Annotated in this window: 20 protein-coding genes; 18 read left to right on the forward strand and 2 right to left on the reverse strand. The window is 40.1% G+C overall.

The annotated features are described in order from the left end of the window. Positions 1-347: 347 nt before the first annotated feature. From serC to RVY80_RS09545, 10 genes are all read left to right on the forward strand, one after another. Positions 348-1,436: a 3-phosphoserine/phosphohydroxythreonine transaminase gene (serC, locus tag RVY80_RS09500; protein WP_310746101.1), complete on the forward strand. Its 1,089-nt coding sequence runs from the start codon at positions 348-350 to the stop codon at positions 1,434-1,436. Between the two features lie 124 nt (positions 1,437-1,560). Beyond that, positions 1,561-3,162 carry a phosphoglycerate dehydrogenase gene (gene serA, locus RVY80_RS09505; protein WP_310746102.1) on the forward strand — a complete coding sequence of 534 codons (1,602 nt, stop codon included), beginning with the start codon at positions 1,561-1,563 and terminating at the stop codon, positions 3,160-3,162. 121 nt (positions 3,163-3,283) lie between these two features. Further along, positions 3,284-3,928 carry a histidine phosphatase family protein gene (locus RVY80_RS09510; protein ID WP_317330423.1) on the forward strand — a complete coding sequence of 215 codons (645 nt, stop codon included), beginning with the start codon at positions 3,284-3,286 and terminating at the stop codon, positions 3,926-3,928. Between the two features lie 47 nt (positions 3,929-3,975). Beyond that, positions 3,976-4,275 carry a hypothetical protein gene (locus tag RVY80_RS09515; protein ID WP_317330425.1) on the forward strand — a complete coding sequence of 100 codons (300 nt, stop codon included), beginning with the start codon at positions 3,976-3,978 and terminating at the stop codon, positions 4,273-4,275. 104 nt (positions 4,276-4,379) lie between these two features. Then, positions 4,380-4,811, forward strand: a complete 432-nt coding sequence (locus RVY80_RS09520; RefSeq protein ID WP_295189276.1) for a DUF2680 domain-containing protein — start codon at positions 4,380-4,382, stop codon at positions 4,809-4,811. 722 nt (positions 4,812-5,533) lie between these two features. After that, positions 5,534-5,884, forward strand: coding sequence for a hypothetical protein (locus RVY80_RS09525; protein WP_006555381.1), 351 nt, complete (start codon positions 5,534-5,536; stop codon positions 5,882-5,884). Positions 5,885-5,886: 2 nt separating this feature from the next. Beyond that, a complete protein-coding gene (locus RVY80_RS09530) occupies positions 5,887-6,741 on the forward strand; it encodes an IS3 family transposase (protein WP_009014516.1) in 855 nt (284 codons plus the stop codon). A 249-nt stretch (positions 6,742-6,990) separates the two neighbouring features. Next, the gene (locus RVY80_RS09535) at positions 6,991-7,260 is read left to right on the forward strand and encodes a metal-sensitive transcriptional regulator (protein WP_317330429.1); all 270 of its coding nucleotides are present in this window, start codon (positions 6,991-6,993) and stop codon (positions 7,258-7,260) included. A 111-nt stretch (positions 7,261-7,371) separates the two neighbouring features. Then, positions 7,372-9,564 (forward strand): heavy metal translocating P-type ATPase, encoded by a 2,193-nt coding sequence (locus RVY80_RS09540; protein ID WP_317330431.1) that lies wholly within the window; start codon positions 7,372-7,374, stop codon positions 9,562-9,564. Between the two features lie 285 nt (positions 9,565-9,849). Beyond that, entirely contained in the window at positions 9,850-11,073 is a 1,224-nt protein-coding gene (locus RVY80_RS09545) for a sodium/glutamate symporter (protein ID WP_295189267.1), read from the forward strand. A 290-nt stretch (positions 11,074-11,363) separates the two neighbouring features. On the opposite strand, the gene RVY80_RS09550 is transcribed toward RVY80_RS09545, so the two are convergent. Next, positions 11,364-12,845 (reverse strand): ArnT family glycosyltransferase, encoded by a 1,482-nt coding sequence (locus RVY80_RS09550; RefSeq protein WP_317330433.1) that lies wholly within the window; start codon positions 12,843-12,845, stop codon positions 11,364-11,366. A gap of 237 nt (positions 12,846-13,082) precedes the next feature. Between RVY80_RS09550 and RVY80_RS09555 the strand changes: the two genes are divergently transcribed. Further along, positions 13,083-14,636, forward strand: coding sequence for a HAMP domain-containing sensor histidine kinase (locus tag RVY80_RS09555; protein WP_295189261.1), 1,554 nt, complete (start codon positions 13,083-13,085; stop codon positions 14,634-14,636). A gap of 44 nt (positions 14,637-14,680) precedes the next feature. Then, positions 14,681-15,385: a response regulator transcription factor gene (locus tag RVY80_RS09560; protein ID WP_310746392.1), complete on the forward strand. Its 705-nt coding sequence runs from the start codon at positions 14,681-14,683 to the stop codon at positions 15,383-15,385. A gap of 494 nt (positions 15,386-15,879) precedes the next feature. Here the strand turns inward: RVY80_RS09560 and RVY80_RS09565 are convergent, their stop codons facing one another. Next, positions 15,880-16,296: a PACE efflux transporter gene (locus RVY80_RS09565; RefSeq protein WP_317330434.1), complete on the reverse strand. Its 417-nt coding sequence runs from the start codon at positions 16,294-16,296 to the stop codon at positions 15,880-15,882. A 91-nt stretch (positions 16,297-16,387) separates the two neighbouring features. Between RVY80_RS09565 and RVY80_RS09570 the strand changes: the two genes are divergently transcribed. The 6 genes from RVY80_RS09570 (at position 16,388) to RVY80_RS09595 (ending at position 18,953) form a co-directional block, all read left to right on the forward strand. Beyond that, positions 16,388-16,525, forward strand: coding sequence for a hypothetical protein (locus tag RVY80_RS09570; protein WP_317330435.1), 138 nt, complete (start codon positions 16,388-16,390; stop codon positions 16,523-16,525). Positions 16,526-16,618: 93 nt separating this feature from the next. Beyond that, the gene (locus RVY80_RS09575; RefSeq protein WP_317330436.1) at positions 16,619-17,128 is read left to right on the forward strand and encodes a ribonuclease domain-containing protein; all 510 of its coding nucleotides are present in this window, start codon (positions 16,619-16,621) and stop codon (positions 17,126-17,128) included. Between the two features lie 9 nt (positions 17,129-17,137). Beyond that, positions 17,138-17,404 (forward strand): barstar family protein, encoded by a 267-nt coding sequence (locus RVY80_RS09580; RefSeq protein ID WP_317330437.1) that lies wholly within the window; start codon positions 17,138-17,140, stop codon positions 17,402-17,404. A gap of 102 nt (positions 17,405-17,506) precedes the next feature. Continuing rightward, the gene (locus RVY80_RS09585; protein WP_317330438.1) at positions 17,507-17,965 is read left to right on the forward strand and encodes a low molecular weight protein-tyrosine-phosphatase; all 459 of its coding nucleotides are present in this window, start codon (positions 17,507-17,509) and stop codon (positions 17,963-17,965) included. A 20-nt stretch (positions 17,966-17,985) separates the two neighbouring features. Further along, complete coding sequence (locus RVY80_RS09590) at positions 17,986-18,363, forward strand: hypothetical protein (protein ID WP_317330439.1); 378 nt, start codon at positions 17,986-17,988, stop codon at positions 18,361-18,363. A gap of 47 nt (positions 18,364-18,410) precedes the next feature. Next, positions 18,411-18,953, forward strand: coding sequence for a hypothetical protein (locus tag RVY80_RS09595; RefSeq protein ID WP_317330440.1), 543 nt, complete (start codon positions 18,411-18,413; stop codon positions 18,951-18,953). Positions 18,954-18,985 lie beyond the last annotated feature (32 nt).

The following is an 18,985-nucleotide window of genomic DNA, read 5'->3' on the forward strand; positions in this document are numbered from 1 at the left end:
ATGACAATTAAATATTCACTATAAAGAAACAAATGTATTTTAACAGTTGACATTTTGCTTTAAAGTGGTAGAATATTCCTATAAATAAATTAAGTATGGACATATGTCCAATACAACGCGATGAACGAGAAGCAGTATAAGGAATCTTTCAGAGAATTACCGGTTGGTGTGAGGTAATAGAGGATTATATTGTTCCGCTCCGGAGTGGCATGCGATGAGTATGACGGGTAAGCCCGATATAGCTGTTGAAAGTTGGCTGTTAGGCAATCTGGGTGGCAACGCGGGTAATATCTCGTCCCTGTTTAGGGAGGAGATTTTTTTATTTGCCTAATTATGAGGAGGAACCTATGAAACGTGTATATAATTTTAATGCTGGTCCATCGGCTATGCCTCTAGAGGTTTTAGAGGAAGTACAACAAGAGTTTCTTGATTTCAAAGGCACTGGTATGAGTGTTGTAGAAATCAGTCATCGTAGCAAAGCTTACCAAGAAATGCAAGATGAAACAATTGCTCTTATGAAGAAATTACTGAATATTCCTGAAGGTTATAAAATCGTATTCCTTCAAGGCGGTGGCAGCCATCAATTCTTGATGGTAGCTATGAATTTCTTGAAGGGAAAAGCTGGGTATATTAATACTGGTGTATGGTCTAAAAAAGCAAAAGAAGCAGCAGCTTTTTATGGTGATGTTTATGATGTAGCCACAAGTGCAGGGGATAATTTTAGTTTTATTCCAGATATGAATGAAGCTGGTACATTTGATATTGAACCAGATACGGACTATGTATATTTAACATCTAATAATACAATCCACGGTACCGAATGGCAAACATTCCCTCATTTTGATGTACCGCTCATTGCCGATATGTCCAGTGATTTTTTGGCAAGACCAGTAGATGTAGCAAAATTTGATCTCATCTATGCAGGTATTCAAAAGAATGTAGGCCCTGCCGGTGCAGTGGTAGTTATTATTAAAGAAGAGTTGTTGGAAAAAGCTAATGATGCATTACCACCGTATTTACAATATAAAACATTTGTAGATAAAGACTCTACTTACAATACACCGCCAGTATTCTGCATTTACTTTATTAACAAAGTTTTGCATTGGCTTGATCGTAATGGTGGCCTAGAAGCTATGGAAGCGATAAATCGTAAAAAAGCAAAGATCGTGTATGATGCAATTGATCGTAGCGAAGGCTTTTATAAAGGTCATGCTCGTGAAGATTCTCGTAGTATCATGAATGTTACCTTTAATTTGGCTACACCAGAATTAGAAAAAGAATTTGCTGAAGCTGGTACAGCGCAAGATTTGATTGGCCTCAAAGGCCATCGCTCTGTAGGTGGCTGCCGCGCATCCATTTATAATGCAGTTCCATTAGCGGCCTGCGAGGCATTAGCGAAATTTATGGACGAATTTCGTGTGTTACATCAAGATTAATGATTAGCGAGTATGTATATATTCATGTAGTAGCGATATATATGAAATTATGTAGTATCGGTATATATGAAACTATTCTTTATAGAGGCGTATTTTCTAAGAAAGTATAGAAAGAGGATTTAAAATGACAATGAAAATTTTAGTAACAGATGATGTTTCGCCTAAAGGTGTTGAACTACTTAAGAGCCAAGGTTTTGAAGTGGATGTAACACCAAATCTTTCAGAAGAAGAATTTATCAAGGTAATTCCACCATACGATGCTTTCATCATGCGTTCCCTTACAAAAGTAACGGCTGCAGGCATGGATGCAGGTAAAAAATTGAAAGCTCTTGGTCGTGCCGGCGCCGGTGTTGATCATATCGACATCAAAGCAGCTACAGAACGCGGTATCGTTGTATGTAATACACCAGATTCCAATACGATGGCAGCCACAGAACATACTTGTGCTATGTTACTCGCTACAACTCGTCATATTCCACAAGCACACAACAGTCTCATGAGTGGCGAATGGAATCGTAAAAAATATACAGGTGTACAATTGCAAAATAAAACACTAGGTATCATTGGCGTTGGTCGTATTGGTTCCCGTGTTGCAAAACGTATGCAAGCCTTTGAAATGCGTACAATTGGTTATGATCCATATATTTCTAAGGAACGTGCCCGTCAATTAGGTGTTGAACTCGTTGATCTTGATACATTGTTGAAAGAGTCTGATTTTATCACATTGCATACACCGTTGACACAAGAAACTCGTGGTATGATTGGACCAAATGAATTTGCAAAAATGAAAGAAGGCGTTCGCGTAGTCAATGTAGCGCGTGGCCCTGTTCTTGATGTAGAGGCATTGGCAGAAAATATCAAATCTGGTCATGTTGCAGATGCAGCGGTAGACGTATTCCCTAACGAACCTGTAACACTTGATAATAATCCATTCCTAGGTCTTGATCGCATCATCATCACACCACATATGGGGGCTAATACAGAGGAAGCCCAATTGGCCGTATCTATCGATGCAGCACAAGGTGTTATCGATGCATTAAATGGCCAACCAGTGGCAACGGCAGTTAACATGGCACCAATTCCTAAGGCTGTATACGAAAAAATCGAACCATATTTTGGTTTGGTTGAACGCATGGGTATCCTTGGTACGTACATTGCAGATGGTGCGTTGAAAGAAATTACCGTTGAATACAATGGTGAATTAGTGGATACAGAAACTGAAATGTTGACTACTACCGCTGTGAAAGGCGTGTTGAGCCCAATTCTTCAAGAAACAGTTAACTTTGTCAATGCTCGTAATATTGCTACTGCTCGCGATATTGAGGTGAAAGAAGTAAAATCCCAAGGTAATAAACCAGTGGCAAATGCAGTGACATTGACATTGAAAACGGAAAAAAATACTCATACTATCGTAGGTACATTATTCAATGGTAATGAAGCAAAAATAATCCAAATTGATGATTACCGTATGGACTTTACGCCGGAAGGTTACTTGTTATTGGCACCTCACAACAATCGTCCTAATATGATTGGTCAAATTTCCACTATCTTGGGTGAGGCAGGTATCAATATTACAGGCATGCAAGTAGGTAAAACAACTGATACGGACACTAATATCATGGCTGTAGCAGTACAAGCAGATATCTCTAATGATATTATGATTAAACTTCGTGCTATCGAAGGTATTTTGGAAGTTAAATTGATCAACTGCGAAGCTGGTCATTAATAGTTAAACACATAACAGGCACCGTTATTTTGGCGCCTGTTATGTACGTTTTTTTGATAGGTGTATAGTGTTGCATCGCGATAGACTTGATGCAGATTCTTAATGATGAAAGAGAGATCTTATGATACGAATTATTTTGGTGCGTCATGGTGAAACGAATTGGAATGTAGAGGGCCGTTATCAAGGTCAAGAAAATACAGACCTTAGTCCACGTGGATTAGAGCAAGGTAAGTTAGTAGGTGAAGCATTGAAAGATATGCCAGTAGATGTATATATTTCAAGTCCCCTTAAACGCTCCTTTATGACTGCAGAGTTCTGTGCGAATCATCAAGGCAAAGAAGTAATTGCCGATGATCGCTTAACAGAAATTAATCATGGTGTATGGGAAGGCCAACTATCTACGGATATTTCTGCGGAATATCCAGATATGTTCCATCAATGGCATACAGAACCTCATTTAGTGCAAATGCCTGGTGAAGGTGGGGAATCCTTAGAGGATGTGCGTAAACGTGTACGTGAAGCCTTTGATGAATATGTAGACACCTATGATGGTAAAACTGTGTTGGTGGCAGCCCATGATGCGGTGAATAAAGCTATCATCTGTGATGTGCTAGGTCTTGGCATGGAACACTTTTGGCAAATCAAACAAGATAATACCTGTGTGAATGTATTGGAATGCGATAAAGGCGTGTGGCGTCTTGTATTGATGAACTATACTGGTCATTTGGGATATGTGTTTAGTGGGATAGAACAAAAAGGATTATAATGTAAATGCCCCTAATATACTTCCTCGGCTCCTGACGGCGGAGCCGAATGTCGCTACGGAAGTATATTAGGGACATTTTGCATTCTACGGTAGAGGGGGCGGGGCAATGGGTGTTATTTACGGCTCTCGTTGTATCGGAGAATGAGTTGAGAGCGGGTATCTTGGGTATTTGGCATTCTACGTGGGAGGCGGAAAGTGGTGGAATTTACGGTTCTGACTGTACGGTGAATGGCCTGAGAGAGGAATTTTGGAGATTTTATGTTCTATGGGCATACGGAAAAATATATGTAATTTGCGATTCTGCGGATGCAGTTGAAAATGGGAAAGCTTATACCCTTGGAGAGTAGGAATTGGTAGTGCAGATGAACACTGAGTTTGTAGGGGATACCCTCTTATGTACAAAGAGGGAGTATAGGTATATAATGAGAACTAACAGAAGGAGGTACTTGTTATGACTAAAAAATGTAAATTGATAGCTGCAGTACTTGTATGTTTGCTTGGTGTAGGTGGGACTTTCACATTGGAAAGTGCACAGGTTAACGCAGCATCATTAACAGATGCGCAAGAACAATATTTTTCTCAAATGGAAAGTAATCATAAATCTATGATGAAACAAGCTGTTGAGAGCGGTCGTTTGACTAAGGATCAGGCGGAACAAATGAATGCTAATTTCGATCAACATATGAAAAATATGAAAGAATATGCATCTAATAATCCTGATTCCTATATGATGGGCAATGGTCAAGGCATGATGGGTTACGGTCCTATGATGAACGGTTATGGACCAATGATGATGAATGGTTACGGTATGATGGGTGCTAATAATACATCAAATTATGGCCCAGGTATGATGATGGGCGGATATGGTCCTTGTTGCCGCTAAATTAATACATAGCTAAAAAAAACAGTTTAATAAATGACCAAGCTATACTTTCTAGGCTCCTGACGGCTTTGCCGAATGTAGGAGTGAAATGAACCCTCTATACTTTCTTGCTCCTGACGGCAGAGCCGAATGTCACTGCGAAAGTATAGAGGGTTCATTTTTGAAAGAAGGAGGGGGGATTATGCAGTATAAGCGTATTCGTAAGAATGTAGAGTTACAGAGAAAAGAACGTAAGTTCAATAAGATAACACTAGCGGCGACGGATTGCTTATGATGATTCTGTTAAAGGCTATACACGCATAGCTGGATTAAAGACTGCATTAGAACTATAGAAGAAATGAATAGTTGAAGGTATCCACGACTTGTTATTCTGCGATATGAATAATAAGTCGTGATTTTTATTTAGAAAATTATCAAATAATATATGCACTAAATTGGTGAGTTGAAATATACCCCCTATATAACTGCAAGAAGGTGAATTCTGAAAAGTACATTGTTACAGGGGCTTTATAGGTCTATTTAATATCCATAATACTGTATACCCCCATATTTACAAATACTGGTGGGGGGTATATACTTAAATCAGTTAAACTAGAGTTTGAAGTGGTAAACTAAAATTGGACACGGAGGGGGTAATTTTTGGACATACGGTGTATACTGTACGGATAGTACGAAATTAATTATCGGACAGAAATTCTCCCTCACAGGACAGGAGGTTTGCCGTGAAGTACACAAAAGAACAGAGATTGGACATTGGCCGCCGCATTTACGACGGCGAAATCAGCCGGTATGAAGCTGCAGAGGAATACGTTATCAATGAGCAGACGGCACGGAATTACATGAGAATGTACCGGGATGCCAACCAGTTGCCGCCCAAGCAGGGACGAAGAAGCATCTGTGCGCCCTCGTTCAAGAAAGCTCCGGCAGAGCTGGATGAACTGAAGGCGATGACAAAGGAAGAACTTATCCAGGAACTAATCAAGGCCAAGATAACCGAGGCACGGCTAAAAAAAGGCTACGAGGTGAAGGGGGATGGTACTGTAATTCTGTACGGCAACAAGATTATCAAGTAATCATGGAACTATCCGGAGAAATTCCGGTGAAGCTTCTTTGCAAGACAATGGGCATCCAGAGGAGCAGTTTCTACGCTTGGAAAAAACATCTTTCTCAGCCGTCGGGCAAAGAAAAGCGCCTTTTGAGCAACGTCCTGCTGTTCCAGGAGTACCATTGGAAGTATCCATCGCACGGCTATCGCTGGCTGAACGCCAAGATACGGTTGGACAAAGAGATTGTCCTGTCCGATCCCTATGCCCACAAATGCTGTAGAATTGCGGGAATCAAGAGCAAATCCAAGCACTACAGGTACAAGAAGGCTGGCGATCCAGCGCGGATATTTCCCAACCTGCTCATGTCTGAAATGCAGATCGATGGGCCAATGCAGTGCATCGTGAGTGATATGACCGCTTTTTATGTGAAAGGCATCTACCATGAACTGACTCTTTATATGGATCTATGGAACAATGAGATTGTCAGTCATTCCCTCTCTGCAAAACGCGGTGATCGCATGACTTACATCAGCGGACTGGAAAATCTGATTGAGTGGCAAAAACGGCATCCGGAGCACCAAATGGTTCTCCATTCTGACCAGGGATCGGTCTACGCCTCCAAAGCCTACAACGAGCTATTGCCCATGTACGGCATCACCCGATCCATGTCACGTGCCGGGACCCCCACAGACAATGCCGCTATGGAGTCCATCAATGGATGGATCAAGGCGGAGCTGTTCATGGACTTGCATGTGACCGGCGAGAAACCGGTCAAGGAGGAGGTGGATGACTACATTCTTTTCTTCAATGAACAGAGGCCAGCCTATTCCTTAGGCTACCTGACGCCGAAGCAGTATCGGGAACGTCACACGCCCATCTGCTGATCTCGTCTGCATTATCGATGGCATGGTTTGTCTAACAAGCTTGAAGGATGTCAGAAAAGTTGATGAATCTTGTACATCGATTCGTTTTTTATGCCTGATTTTTTTAGTTTTGTGTCCAATTTTTGTTGACAAGTGCAAGTTAGTTTCAAAATGATTATGCATATCTGCGAAGGTGACCCAAGGTATCGTTAGTAAATAAATTTATAACGAGCGAGGGTGCTTTCACGATGATAGAAAAGGAGTCGTCATATGTTAAATGATATGGAAGTAGAAAAAGTATCTCGCCGATTGCGACGAATCCAAGGTCAAGTGGGCGGTATCGAAAAGATGGTCCAGGATCATCGGTATTGTATCGATGTGTTGCAGCAGATTGCAGCGGCTCGAGCGGCATTGTATCAAGTGGGTATGGCCATGTTAGAGAGTCACTCACAGTCCTGCGTGGTTGAGGCCATTCAAAAGGGCCACGAAAAGGAAGCTATTGATGAGTTGATGAGTGTTTATAAAGCATTGCATAAATAAGTGTAAGACGCAGTTGTGATACATTGTGTGCAGCAATGGCGCAATCGTGAGACAGCATTCTAAACCTGTAAAGTATGACAATGTATGTAAATAGAGAAGGGAGATGCCATCATGGTAGCAGAAAATGAAATTAATCTAAGTATCACCGGTATGCACTGCGCGGCTTGTGTTGCGCGTATTGAAAATACCGTGAAAAAATTGGATGGCGTTGATAGTGTTAAGGTCAATTTGTTAACAGAAAAAGCAAATGTAGCTGTTGCTGAAGGGGGACCTACACAAGAGGATATCATTCAAGCTATCACAAATATAGGTTTCGGTGCGGCAGAGCTACAGGATACCGGTATACCGACCATTGATACTGAGGCAAAACAAAAACATGATGCGGAACTAAAGTCCTTGATGACGAAGGTTATTATCGCTGCCTGTATGGCGGTGCCAATGATGCTTAATATGGCGTTCCATCGCATGGGCTACGGCGCCATCCCTGTGTGGGGCGAGTTCCTTATGGCCACCGTTGCTCAATTTGGACCGGGCCTTGTGTTCTATAAAAATGCTTGGGCCGCTGTGCACAGTGGTGCGTTAACAATGGACGTACTCGTTGTTATGGGGACAACAGTGGCATATTTATTCAGTACGTATAATATGATATTTCGTCCTGACCTCGGTCATGTAGGGATTTATTTTGAAACATCCGCATGGCTTGTAACTTTCATCTTGCTTGGTCGTTACCTTGAAGCTCGTGCCAAAGGTCGTACGTCTGAGGCCATCGAAAAGTTGATTGGCCTTCAAGCCCATACAGCGCATGTGCTTCGTGACGGTGCATTCGTGGACGTACCTCTTGATCAAGTGGAACATGACGATGTCCTAGAGGTTCGCTCTGGCGAAAAGGTGCCGGTTGATGGTACTGTATTATCTGGTGCATCTACGGTTGATGAGTCCATGCTCACTGGTGAAAGTATGCCCGTAGAAAAATCCGTGGACAGCCCTGTAGTAGGTTCCACATTGAATTTGACTGGTACTTTTACTATGAAAGCTGAAAAAATCGGCGGTGAAACAGTTCTAGCGCAAATCGTTAAGGTCGTTGAACAAGCACAAACCTCCAAAGCACCGGTGCAACGTATTGCGGACCGCGTATCTGCGGTATTCGTACCAGCTATCATCGCTATTGCGGCCCTTGTATTTGTGGTTTGGTATTTCGTTATGAGTAGTGACATCGAAACTGCGTTGATGAATGCCACTGCGGTACTTGTTATTGCTTGTCCATGTGCATTAGGTTTGGCTACACCAACATCTATTATGGTTGGGTCTGGGTTGTCCGCTGAGCATGGTATCTTGTTTAAAGATGCCGCATCCCTTGAAGAAACAGGCAAGGTAAATGCCATTATTTTTGATAAAACTGGTACATTAACAGCGGGTACACTAGCCGTTGAATTGGCGAAACCAGTGAATGCTAGCGAAGTCGATTTGCTAAATTATGTGGCCTCTCTTGAAAGCAAAACATCTCACCCAATCGGTAAAGCTCTTGTTCGCTATGCCACTGAATTCAATGGAGTTATTTCTGAAGTCGTTAATTATGAAGAGGTACCAGGTCACGGGTTACAAGGTAACGTAAACGGTGCCCTAGTACAAATCGGTCATAGTCGTTGGATGACAGAACTTGGCTATGATATGGCTGCTTTAATGGACGAAATCCAAGCCTCTGAAGCACAAGGTATGGCCGTATCCGTAGTTGCCGCGGATGGTAATATCGCTGGTATTCTTGGCGTAGCCGATGTGGTTCGCCAAGAGTCTATTGATGTTATTAAACAATTGAAAGACCTTGGCGTAGAAGTTTGGATGCTCACAGGCGATAATAAACGTACTGCGGCACATATTGGTAAACTCGTTGGTATTAATCACATCATGGCAGAAGTATTGCCACAAGATAAAGCAAATAAAGTAGCTGAACTGAAAGCACAAGGTAAAATGGTGGCTATGGTTGGTGATGGGATTAATGATGCACCAGCGCTTGCTACTGCTGATGTTGGTATAGCTATTGGTTCTGGTACAGATATTGCGATGGAGTCTGCTGACGTTGTATTGATGAATGCTAGCCTTAGCACGTTAGTATCGGCGTTCAAAGCTAGTCGTAAAACTATGAAGAACATTAAAGAAAACTTGTTCTGGGCGTTAATCTTCAATACATTAGGTATTCCTTTGGCCGGTGTGGGCATGTTGACACCAATGATTGCGGGAACGGCCATGGCGTTTAGTTCCTTTACTGTTGTATCGAATTCTCTTCGCTTAAAACGCGCTAAAATTTAATGGGTGAAAGCCCCGAGTATATCTGTTCGCTCCTGACGGCGGAGCCGAATGTCGCTGCACAGATATACTCGGGGCTTTCTGCATTCTACTGTAGTGCTGCTCTTTAAGCGAAAGAGAATTTTAGCGATACAACAGTGAACTCACTACATAATATATATAAGCTAATTTCTATAGACAATATTGATTAAATTAACTAAATCGAGTAAAATAGATACTATGTTTTATATGTACTGATTATGTAATTTTTTGAGTTTTTATGAATTGTATGTAAAGGAGGAGCACTCCATGAATGAAGTAGCTTCTAGTGTTGCGACACTGAAAATCTCCAGTGTACAAGCAGTAGCGTTAGCTTTTGTGACGTACTACTTGGGGGTTTGGATTAAAAGCAAAGTTGCTTTACTCCAAAAATTAAGCTTGCCGGCTGCCGTTATTGGTGGTCTACCATTTGCATTCTTCTTGTCCGTATTGCGCGGCTTGGGAATTTTGCAAGTAACATTTGATAATTCTTTATCTACTGTGGCCTTATTAGCATTCTTTACTACTGTTGGTATGATGGCGAGTTTGAAACTTGTTAAATACGGTGGTATTGCATTAGTATTCTTCTGGATTATCTCTACTATTGTAGGCTTTGCTCAAAACTTAATTGGTATGGGTATTGCTGGTGCAATGGGTATCGATCCACACTATGGCATCTTAGCTGGTGCGGTATCCTTGATGGGTGGCCTTGGTACATCCGCTGCGTTTGGCCCATATTTTGAAACAACTTATGGTATCCAAGGTTCCACATCTGTAGCGATTACTGCAGCCACATTTGGCATGGTAGCAGCCCTTGTATTAGGTGGTCCATTCGGTGAATGGATTTTGAATAAATACAATATTGATCCAGCTAATAAACCAGCTGGTGCTGATAAACCAGATGCTGTTGACCTTACAGTATTGGAAGAAGAAGAGCACTCCGATGCTCGTGGCGTTATCAAAGCGAGTGCTTTCGTATTCTTAGCGATCGGTATTGGTTCCGTTGTTAGTGCGTACCTTGGTCAACTTATTACATTGCCAGCGTACATCGGGGCTATGTTAATTGCAGCAGTTATCCGTAACATTGGTGATTTCTCTGGCATGTACAAAGTACAAGGTGGCGGTCTTAATATCGTTGCAGAGGTAGCGTTAACTGTATACGTTACTATGGCGATTAACAGCTTGAACCTTTATGAATTGATTCACTTGGCATTGCCATTGTTCATCATTTTGGTGGCTCAAACTGTATTTATGCTAGTGGTAGCATGGCTCGTATACTTCCGTATCTTCGGTAAAAACTACGAATCCATGATGCTTGCTGTAGGTGCTATCGGTTTCGCTATGGGCGCTACAGCTAATGGCTTGGCAAACATGCAAGCTATTGGTGACAAACATGGTCATGCACCTCGTGCATGGTTGATTGTATCCTTGGTAGGTGCATTTCTTATCGACTTCACGAATGCCATCATCATCACTTGGATGGGTGCTTGGTAATACATCTCGATGAATCCGTTCGATTCTCTTGGTAAAAGTAACACATAATCAAACAAGACATACAAAAATCCCTATAGATTATCTTTTAAATAGATAGTCTATAGGGATTTTTAATTTTATAAGACACATCACACACATATGACATATGACATATCACATATCACATATCACACATAAGGCCTATCACACATAAAATATAACATACATCGTAGAGGATACATCATGGAGCACATATCAGGTAAACACCATATCACATATGATATATGCCAGATAATCACTAGTGTATCCGATTAATGCGTGGGAATATGTGTAGAGATTATGGTATTGCTTGTTTTCATTACTGGACTCCAAGTAATGAGATCTAGATCAAAGGGGCGATTATTTTTTAAAGGATTAGATTCGATAAGGTAGGCTGTCTTATTTGCATCAATTTCTTTGAATCCCGTGATAGGCATTACATTTTTAGCATTCCAGTTGATTCCACCAGGAAGCGTATCTGCTAGACTTTCATCTTGAACGACACGAATAATAGTTTTCCCACTATAAAATGGAATAGAGGCTCTATAGTTACCGTGGAAGTAGATAGGCGCTGTTGTGTCAGATAAAGATTCAATATAACGGGCTGTGTGTTTACCTGAATAGAATTGATTTGTTAATGGGATAGCTAGTGTATACGTTAACACGATGTAGGTTATACCTGTAATGAAAGCTGTGACTTTCACCCTGTTTGGATGGGCCACAAGATAACGTGCCATTAAAATCGCAATAGGAAACAGTGAAGGGTATGTATAGGTTGTATATTTAGTCGCCATGCACTGGAAAAATACATTGATGGTAATAGCCCAAATGAGTAGGAACATGGTTGTAGGATTATAATTTATGTAATTTGGCGGTTTGTACCAATTAGGGATGCGTTGTTTCCATTGTTGGTAGAGTTGTTTAGGCACCGTAAAGCCCCATGGCAATGTAATAGCAAAGAATATAGCTGTATAATAATACCACACATTATCCTTTGGATGTTCAGATACTGTAGCGCGTAGTACGTTGTGGACGCCTAGGAAGGTGTCTAAAAAGGCACTGCCGTGTAAAGCATACATATATCCATACCAGCTACCGACTATGACTAAAAAGAGTGGTAGTCCCAACGGTAGTTTCATATGGTGTACTTCTATGAAATTACGTTGCGAGGCTAAGAATAGTACAATAATTAAGCCCGGTAATAGGAATCCAATAGGACCCTTCGTGAGTGTTGACAGAGCAGCAAATATATAACAGAAGTAGTAATAATATTTTTGATTTGAACTGTAGGCTAGATAGAAGAAGGCCAAAGTGGCATTAAAGAATAGAAATAGCGTAGAGTCGGTAATAACAGTTTTTGCCAATAACCAATATGCAAATGATGTACCCAGTACAAGTACAGCTGTAATAGCTAAACGACGGTCTGCAATTTTAGTAGTGAACCAATATAGGAAACCTAAACTAGAAATAGAGAATATAGTAGGAAACAAGCGAGAGGCAAATTCATTGATGCCGAATAGTTTATAGGCACCGATGAGTTCCCAATAGAAGAAAATCGGTTTATCAAACCAGTAATTTCCATATATTCGTGGTGACATATAGTCATTAGCCTTGAGCATTTCTAAGGCTGTTAATGTATAGTTTGACTCTACTGGGTCGGTTATGGCTATCTGACTATTCCCTAATAGGTATAAAATAGTAAATAATGATAACACCACTGAGAGTGGCGATTTTAAGGCTGCTATGATTTTCATCGTAAACTCCTAATACTACAAACACATTTTTGATAAATTGAGTATAGGAAGAAATATTAACAGCTTTCTAACAGGTGAAAAACAAGTACATTACAAGTCTCTATTTTATTGCATATGGGTATACCCAAGGTGAAACAAATATGCGTATAATAAATATAGTAAATTTTATATGTATGATAGTGTACATGATAATATGAAGATGCAACGTAGTGTGCAGACAAGAATGTGAGAGTATATATGACACGCCTTTATGAATGGGTTTCTAAAGCATCCATTAAACATAAATTAATGATGGTTAACTTTATGATGATCACAGTGCCACTAGTGACATTGACATTGGTAACCGTGATTTTATTAGGGATATTTCGATTTGGAGATCCTGTACAAAATAGAAAATGGGTTATGCTATTTCCTAGCCAAATTAATAGTCTAATGGTACAAATGAGCATGTCTAGTATTTATAGAGCCTTTGCTGATGATGATATGGGGCTATCTGATTTGCGAATTCCTATTTCCTTGCTGGAGGTACAAGGCGCTGATGTAGTAGTTGCAAAAGATGGTGTTGTTCAATATGCTACGCAACATACGAATGGTCCTGAATTGTATGAACGACTTTTAAAATTAGTCCGTGCAGAAAAAAATCCTACTGATGGGCAAGTTATAATAACAAGTGATATTATTGCATTGGATTTATTAGAGTGGGATGGCGATCAATTTCACTATATTGTAGAATCTACCCATGGATGGGGGATTTATAGTGAAGGAGACATTCCATTTTTAACAAAGAGTTTAACCAATGAATCTTTTGAAAAACAGGCTATGGAAGCTGTAGTGGGAGCAGGAATATTGCTATTTCTGATAGCTATTATTCTACAAGGCCTGTATTTATCACAAATAGTATCATCTATGATTTTAAAACCTCTAGAGTCATTACAAGAGGCGGCACAAGCTATCAAGCGTGGTGATTTAAATCAGACCTTACAGGTGGATAGTAATGATGAGCTCGGTGAGACTTGCGCTATATTTGATACTATGCGCCAAGAATTAAAAAATAATGTAGCTCATCGTGAACAGATGGAGCAGCAACGACGCGCTATGATTGCGGGAATTAGTCATGATTTAGCTACTCCATTGACAGCTGTTAAAGGATTTGCCAGCGCTTTTAAAGATGGCATCGTCAAAACCCCTGAGCAACAAGAACGGTATGCGAATCGCATTGTTGATCGTGCAAATGTAATGGAATCACTAATCAAACAGCTGAGTGATTTCTCTAAATTTGAGATGAGTCAAGTGCCATTGGAAATGCAACGGATGGATATGAATGCGTATTTGCATGAATTTTTAGCTGAACGCAAGGATTTATATGCGGAACGAAATGTTCACATTCGAGCGCATTTGTTGGATGACATGGCACCGCATTCTAGTCAAGTTGACTTGGATCCTATGCAATTTGAGCGCGTTCTCACCAATATTCTAGAAAATAGTTTAAAATATTCTCCTCATGGTGAAAGTACCGTGGATATGATTTTATCGGTACGTGGTAAATCTTTAGTGCTTACCTTAGGGGATTATGGAAATGGTGTTTCTGATAATGAAATTGACAAGCTCTTTGACTTATTCTATCGTGCTGATGCAGCGCGTACGAATGTGGCGTCCGGAAATGGGTTAGGCTTAGCGATTGTCAAACAAATTGTTGAGGCCATGGGTGGCACCGTATATGCTATGAATCGAACGACGCTAGATTATACACAGACGGGGTTCATCATTGAAATTGCATTGCCTATAGTATAGTAGATGATCAATAGTAAATATAGCATTATGAAAGGAAGAACAATATGAAACGAATTTTAATTATTGAAGATGATGCAGCCATTGCAGAATTGGAACGTGACTATTTAGAAGCCTCTGATATGGAGGTCGATCATTGTGCGGATGGTAAAAGTGGTTTAGAGGCCGCTCTTTCTGGAAAATACGATTTAATATTATTAGATGTTATGCTTCCTGAAATGGATGGATTTCAAGTATGCCGGGCTATTCGCAAGGAATCTGAAATTCCGGTATTGATGGTAACCGCAAAGCTTGAAGATTATGATAAAGTCCGTGGTATCGGTCTTGGTGCTGATGATTACATTGTAAAACCATTTAGCCCAACAGAGTTAGTAGCTCGAGTGAAAGGCAATATTAAACGGTATGAACGACTCCTCACATCGATGGCTGGCTCTGGACAGAACGAAGATAACTATATTAAAGCTGATGATATCGAGATATTAATTGGGGAACATAAGGTTTTGCGCAATGGTGAAGAATTATCTCTTACAAATCTTGAATTTGATTTGCTTTTATATCTAGCACGTAATCAAGGTATCGTATTCTCTAAGGATCAATTATTTGAAAAAGTATGGGGGCTTGATGCGGTAGGTGATACATCTACAGTTATGGTACATATTAATCGATTGAGAGAAAAAGTAGAAGTAGATCCGGCGAAGCCTTATTATATAGAAACTGTCTGGGGCGTAGGGTACCGATTTGTGAAGAAATAATTTAGAGAATCTACAATTTGTATCTCGTCGCGGTACCCTTAATTGTGCAAACACCCATGACACTATCTTTGCGCTCCTGACGGCGAAGCCGAATGTCGCGAAAAGATAGTGTCATGGGTGTTTTAACATACCTGTAAAGGTGTACATATCGACGAGATACAAATTATGCGATACCGTAATTGGATTTCTTTACAAATTGGTACGAAGGGGGACGATATAGCGCGGAGAAGTATATGCTTTAAGGATATAAAATAGCTGTAGTGATTAATAGTTAGGATGAATATTATCGTGAGACAGCTTTTTTGCCTAAATGTAGCTATCCAGCCCCGATCGCCGAAGGAGGTCGGGGTCCCGCGGAGTGAGGTTTTGCTTCGTAACAACGAAAGTACTCCGGGTTCCACAGTAAAATAATAAAGGACTCTCTTTCTCGTGACATTCGACGTTTACGTCGTTAGGAGAAAAAAGAAAGGGTCTTAATATTTTGTACTCAGCCGTTACACTTTCGCTGTTACGAAGCGTAAGCGAACGTGATCGTAGATATAGTTAAAAATATAAGCATCTACAAGTATTAATAGGGTTAATGAAATATCCGTTACAAACGTTTCCCATAGGCTCATATTGAGGGCGTAAGCAATGAATGGGACCGTGGCTAGTAACAAGCCACCTTCAAGGTCTACAGCGTGTATTATACGTTGTAGCGGTGTACGATCTTCACGTGGACCGGTGAAGATACGGTCAAATCCGTAATTATAGATAAAGGCCCAAGTAGCGGCCATCAGAGACATTACTACTGTTACGCCCGCAGCATGTGTGGCGTCGGTTTCTGTAAAGAATCGCACGCCGATAATGCCTACGATGATGGCAGAGATTTCAAATAGGATAGTGTTAATAATACGTTCAAATAGTGACATAATGATTGTCCTTTCAATGTTTCTAAATCGAATCGTGGAAAGGCTTCGCATTGTGCCTGCACCCGTTTGGGGAGTATACAGTACTCTCACGATGGTAGGTAGCTTAGCATATTGCAAATTCACTGTCAATGCTTATGGTCACATTCAACAAATCGTTGATTTTTGTATGGTTTTCTCTGTGTTAGCGTATATTTATGATGGCTCTTTTGATGCTTTTACCAATGCGTAAAATAAATAGAGAAATTTCTATATTAATTATGAAAAAATACCTGTAATACCTGTATAATAAAATTATAATTATCACAACTATATAGGAGGTATTATGAAACGAATTATAGCATTATTGAGCGTTATGGTGTTTGCCATCGCATTGCTAGTTGGTTGTGGCAGTAATAAAAATACGGCGACACAGGCGAATAATCAAGCAAGTGCGAGTCAGACAGCAACTCAATCTAACAAAGGTGATGCGAGCAAAAGTAGTACTAACGTAGAAGTACAGGAAAATGGCACGTATACAGACAAGGATCACGTAGCGGCTTATGTACATAAGTTTAACAAATTACCATCCAATTTTATTACGAAAAAACAAGCAGAGCAACTTGGCTGGAAGGATAAAGGCACACTCGATAAGGTGGCCCCTGGTAAGAGTATCGGTGGGGATCGTTTCGGTAATTATGAAAAGGCTGTTCCTGACAAACAAGGACGTAGTTGGAAAGAGGCTGATATCGATTATGTCAAAGGTAACCGTGGTGCAAAACGTATCGTGTTCTCCAATGATGGCCTGATTTATTACACGGATGATCATTATAAGACGTTTAAGCAGTTGTATTAGGAGGTTATGATGAAAGAATATATATTAGACAGTAAATACATGACCTCTAAACAAGAGTTGCATGAACATTTACAAACATTGATGAAGTTTCCTAGTTACTATGGCAAGAATCTTGATGCTTTGTATGATGTACTGACCGATATTGCTGAGGATACATTGGTGGTATTGCCAAAGGATACAAAAACAAAGCTTGGCGATTATGGCGTGACCTTGATTCAAGTCTTTAAAGATGCCAGCGAGGAAAATCCTAAATTAAAGATTCGCATTGAAAAATAGAATATGTGATAGCTATAAGATTGTACATGAATAACGATTAATGTTGTTCATGTACTTTTTTTTACAGTATAATGGGAATATCTCAGAAAGGAACTAACGACTATGATTAACATTCTATTTATCTGCCACGGTAATATTTGCCGATCTACGATGGCAGAATTTTATATGCGCCACATTGTAGATAAGGCGGGATTATCCAATCAGATTCGTGTGGCATCAGCGGCCACATCTCGTGAGGAAATAGGTAACGATACACATCATGGCACGAAATCTAAATTACGTGAAATGGGGATTCCTTTCACACGTCGTGAGGCCGTACAGGTAACGAAACAAGACTACAGCAATTACGATTATCTCGTTATTATGGATGACAATAATGCGCGTAATCTAAAACGAATCATTGGCGATGATGTGCAAAACAAGGTATACAAGGCAATGGACTTCGTCGGTGAAAGCCGAGATGTTAAGGATCCTTGGTATACGGGAAACTTTGATGAAACCTATGATGATGTGAGTCGGAGTTGTGATGCGTTATTAGAACGGTTGAAAAGTGAATTATAAAAACAAAAGGAAAAGCCAATATGTCAGCAGCTTTGGAATTTATACTTGAATTTATTATTCAAACTTTACTTGAATGGGGCCTCATGGGTGATTGGTTTTCTGATAAAGATAACCGAAGACTAAAACGTATAGAAAAAATTGTAGCTAAGGAATGTAAAAACGTACAAGCACAATTAGGTTGTACAGGAAAAGAAGCCAGGTATATTACTAAATCTATTAATACTGTTATCGATGGTCACATAAAAACAATTCATCTAGATAATAATGTCGAAGGTCAATTTGTTACGAGTAAGAATGAACAAGGAACCTTCTTTATGAATCCAGACGGTCGTATGGAACGCGTAGAATATAAAGGGCATGTATTTGGAAATAATTGGTTTAATCAATATGCGAATTAATATAATGACATATAGTGTAATTGTAGGGATATAAAAAGGAGAAAGAGATGAGAAAACTAAAGAATCTACTGGCGATTGGGATACTCGCATGTTTACCATTAACGGCGCTAGCAGCAGAGATTCCGGGGGGATTTACTGTGAATGATGTACGTGTTCTTGGTGTAACCCATCCTGCTAGCGAGGCAGATATTCGTCGTATATATGGTGAACCGACACGCGTTGTAGAGTTTGCTCTACCAACGGTTTTACCTGGCTGGCCACAAACGAATAATCATAGTAGAGGATTATTTTATCAAGGTACGGGATTTATTGTTTACAAGGATGTAGATGGTAATTTTCCTAATGGTGCCAATGATGAACTACAATATATTCTGATTCTTGATCGTTCTACACTCACACCTCGTGGTATTGGCGTAGGGGATTCCATCGATACAGTATTTGAAAAGTATGGTAAGACACCTAATGTGGGTGACATGGAAAATGAGGAAGAAAAAACATTAGGCATTTCTTATGACCAAAGCTATATTTACTCAGATGCAAGTTTCGATAACAATCATTCTATGTTAGCGAATATATTATATGCTATTTGATGTTTTCTAATGAATGAAAGTAACACTGTATA

The sequence above is a fragment of the Veillonella absiana genome (assembly GCF_032970865.1).
GTDB classification, from domain to species: Bacteria; Bacillota; Negativicutes; order Veillonellales; family Veillonellaceae; genus Veillonella; species Veillonella absiana.

What these genes read in the sequence shown, in the direction of transcription:
- RVY80_RS09530 (WP_009014516.1), top strand. Translation starts at nt 5,887, where the DNA reads ATGGAACTATCCGGAGAAATTCCGGTGAAGCTTCTTTGCAAGACAATG.
- RVY80_RS09535 (WP_317330429.1), top strand. Translation starts at nt 6,991, where the DNA reads ATGTTAAATGATATGGAAGTAGAAAAAGTATCTCGCCGATTGCGACGA.
- RVY80_RS09555 (WP_295189261.1), top strand. Translation starts at nt 13,083, where the DNA reads ATGACACGCCTTTATGAATGGGTTTCTAAAGCATCCATTAAACATAAA.
- serA (WP_310746102.1), top strand. Translation starts at nt 1,561, where the DNA reads ATGACAATGAAAATTTTAGTAACAGATGATGTTTCGCCTAAAGGTGTT.
- RVY80_RS09550 (WP_317330433.1), bottom strand. Translation starts at nt 12,845, where the DNA reads ATGAAAATCATAGCAGCCTTAAAATCGCCACTCTCAGTGGTGTTATCA.
- RVY80_RS09540 (WP_317330431.1), top strand. Translation starts at nt 7,372, where the DNA reads ATGGTAGCAGAAAATGAAATTAATCTAAGTATCACCGGTATGCACTGC.
- RVY80_RS09580 (WP_317330437.1), top strand. Translation starts at nt 17,138, where the DNA reads ATGAAAGAATATATATTAGACAGTAAATACATGACCTCTAAACAAGAG.
- RVY80_RS09515 (WP_317330425.1), top strand. Translation starts at nt 3,976, where the DNA reads ATGTCGCTACGGAAGTATATTAGGGACATTTTGCATTCTACGGTAGAG.
- RVY80_RS09565 (WP_317330434.1), bottom strand. Translation starts at nt 16,296, where the DNA reads ATGTCACTATTTGAACGTATTATTAACACTATCCTATTTGAAATCTCT.
- RVY80_RS09585 (WP_317330438.1), top strand. Translation starts at nt 17,507, where the DNA reads ATGATTAACATTCTATTTATCTGCCACGGTAATATTTGCCGATCTACG.
- RVY80_RS09510 (WP_317330423.1), top strand. Translation starts at nt 3,284, where the DNA reads ATGATACGAATTATTTTGGTGCGTCATGGTGAAACGAATTGGAATGTA.
- serC (WP_310746101.1), top strand. Translation starts at nt 348, where the DNA reads ATGAAACGTGTATATAATTTTAATGCTGGTCCATCGGCTATGCCTCTA.
- RVY80_RS09545 (WP_295189267.1), top strand. Translation starts at nt 9,850, where the DNA reads ATGAATGAAGTAGCTTCTAGTGTTGCGACACTGAAAATCTCCAGTGTA.
- RVY80_RS09570 (WP_317330435.1), top strand. Translation starts at nt 16,388, where the DNA reads ATGGTAGGTAGCTTAGCATATTGCAAATTCACTGTCAATGCTTATGGT.
- RVY80_RS09560 (WP_310746392.1), top strand. Translation starts at nt 14,681, where the DNA reads ATGAAACGAATTTTAATTATTGAAGATGATGCAGCCATTGCAGAATTG.
- RVY80_RS09590 (WP_317330439.1), top strand. Translation starts at nt 17,986, where the DNA reads ATGTCAGCAGCTTTGGAATTTATACTTGAATTTATTATTCAAACTTTA.
- RVY80_RS09595 (WP_317330440.1), top strand. Translation starts at nt 18,411, where the DNA reads ATGAGAAAACTAAAGAATCTACTGGCGATTGGGATACTCGCATGTTTA.
- RVY80_RS09520 (WP_295189276.1), top strand. Translation starts at nt 4,380, where the DNA reads ATGACTAAAAAATGTAAATTGATAGCTGCAGTACTTGTATGTTTGCTT.
- RVY80_RS09575 (WP_317330436.1), top strand. Translation starts at nt 16,619, where the DNA reads ATGAAACGAATTATAGCATTATTGAGCGTTATGGTGTTTGCCATCGCA.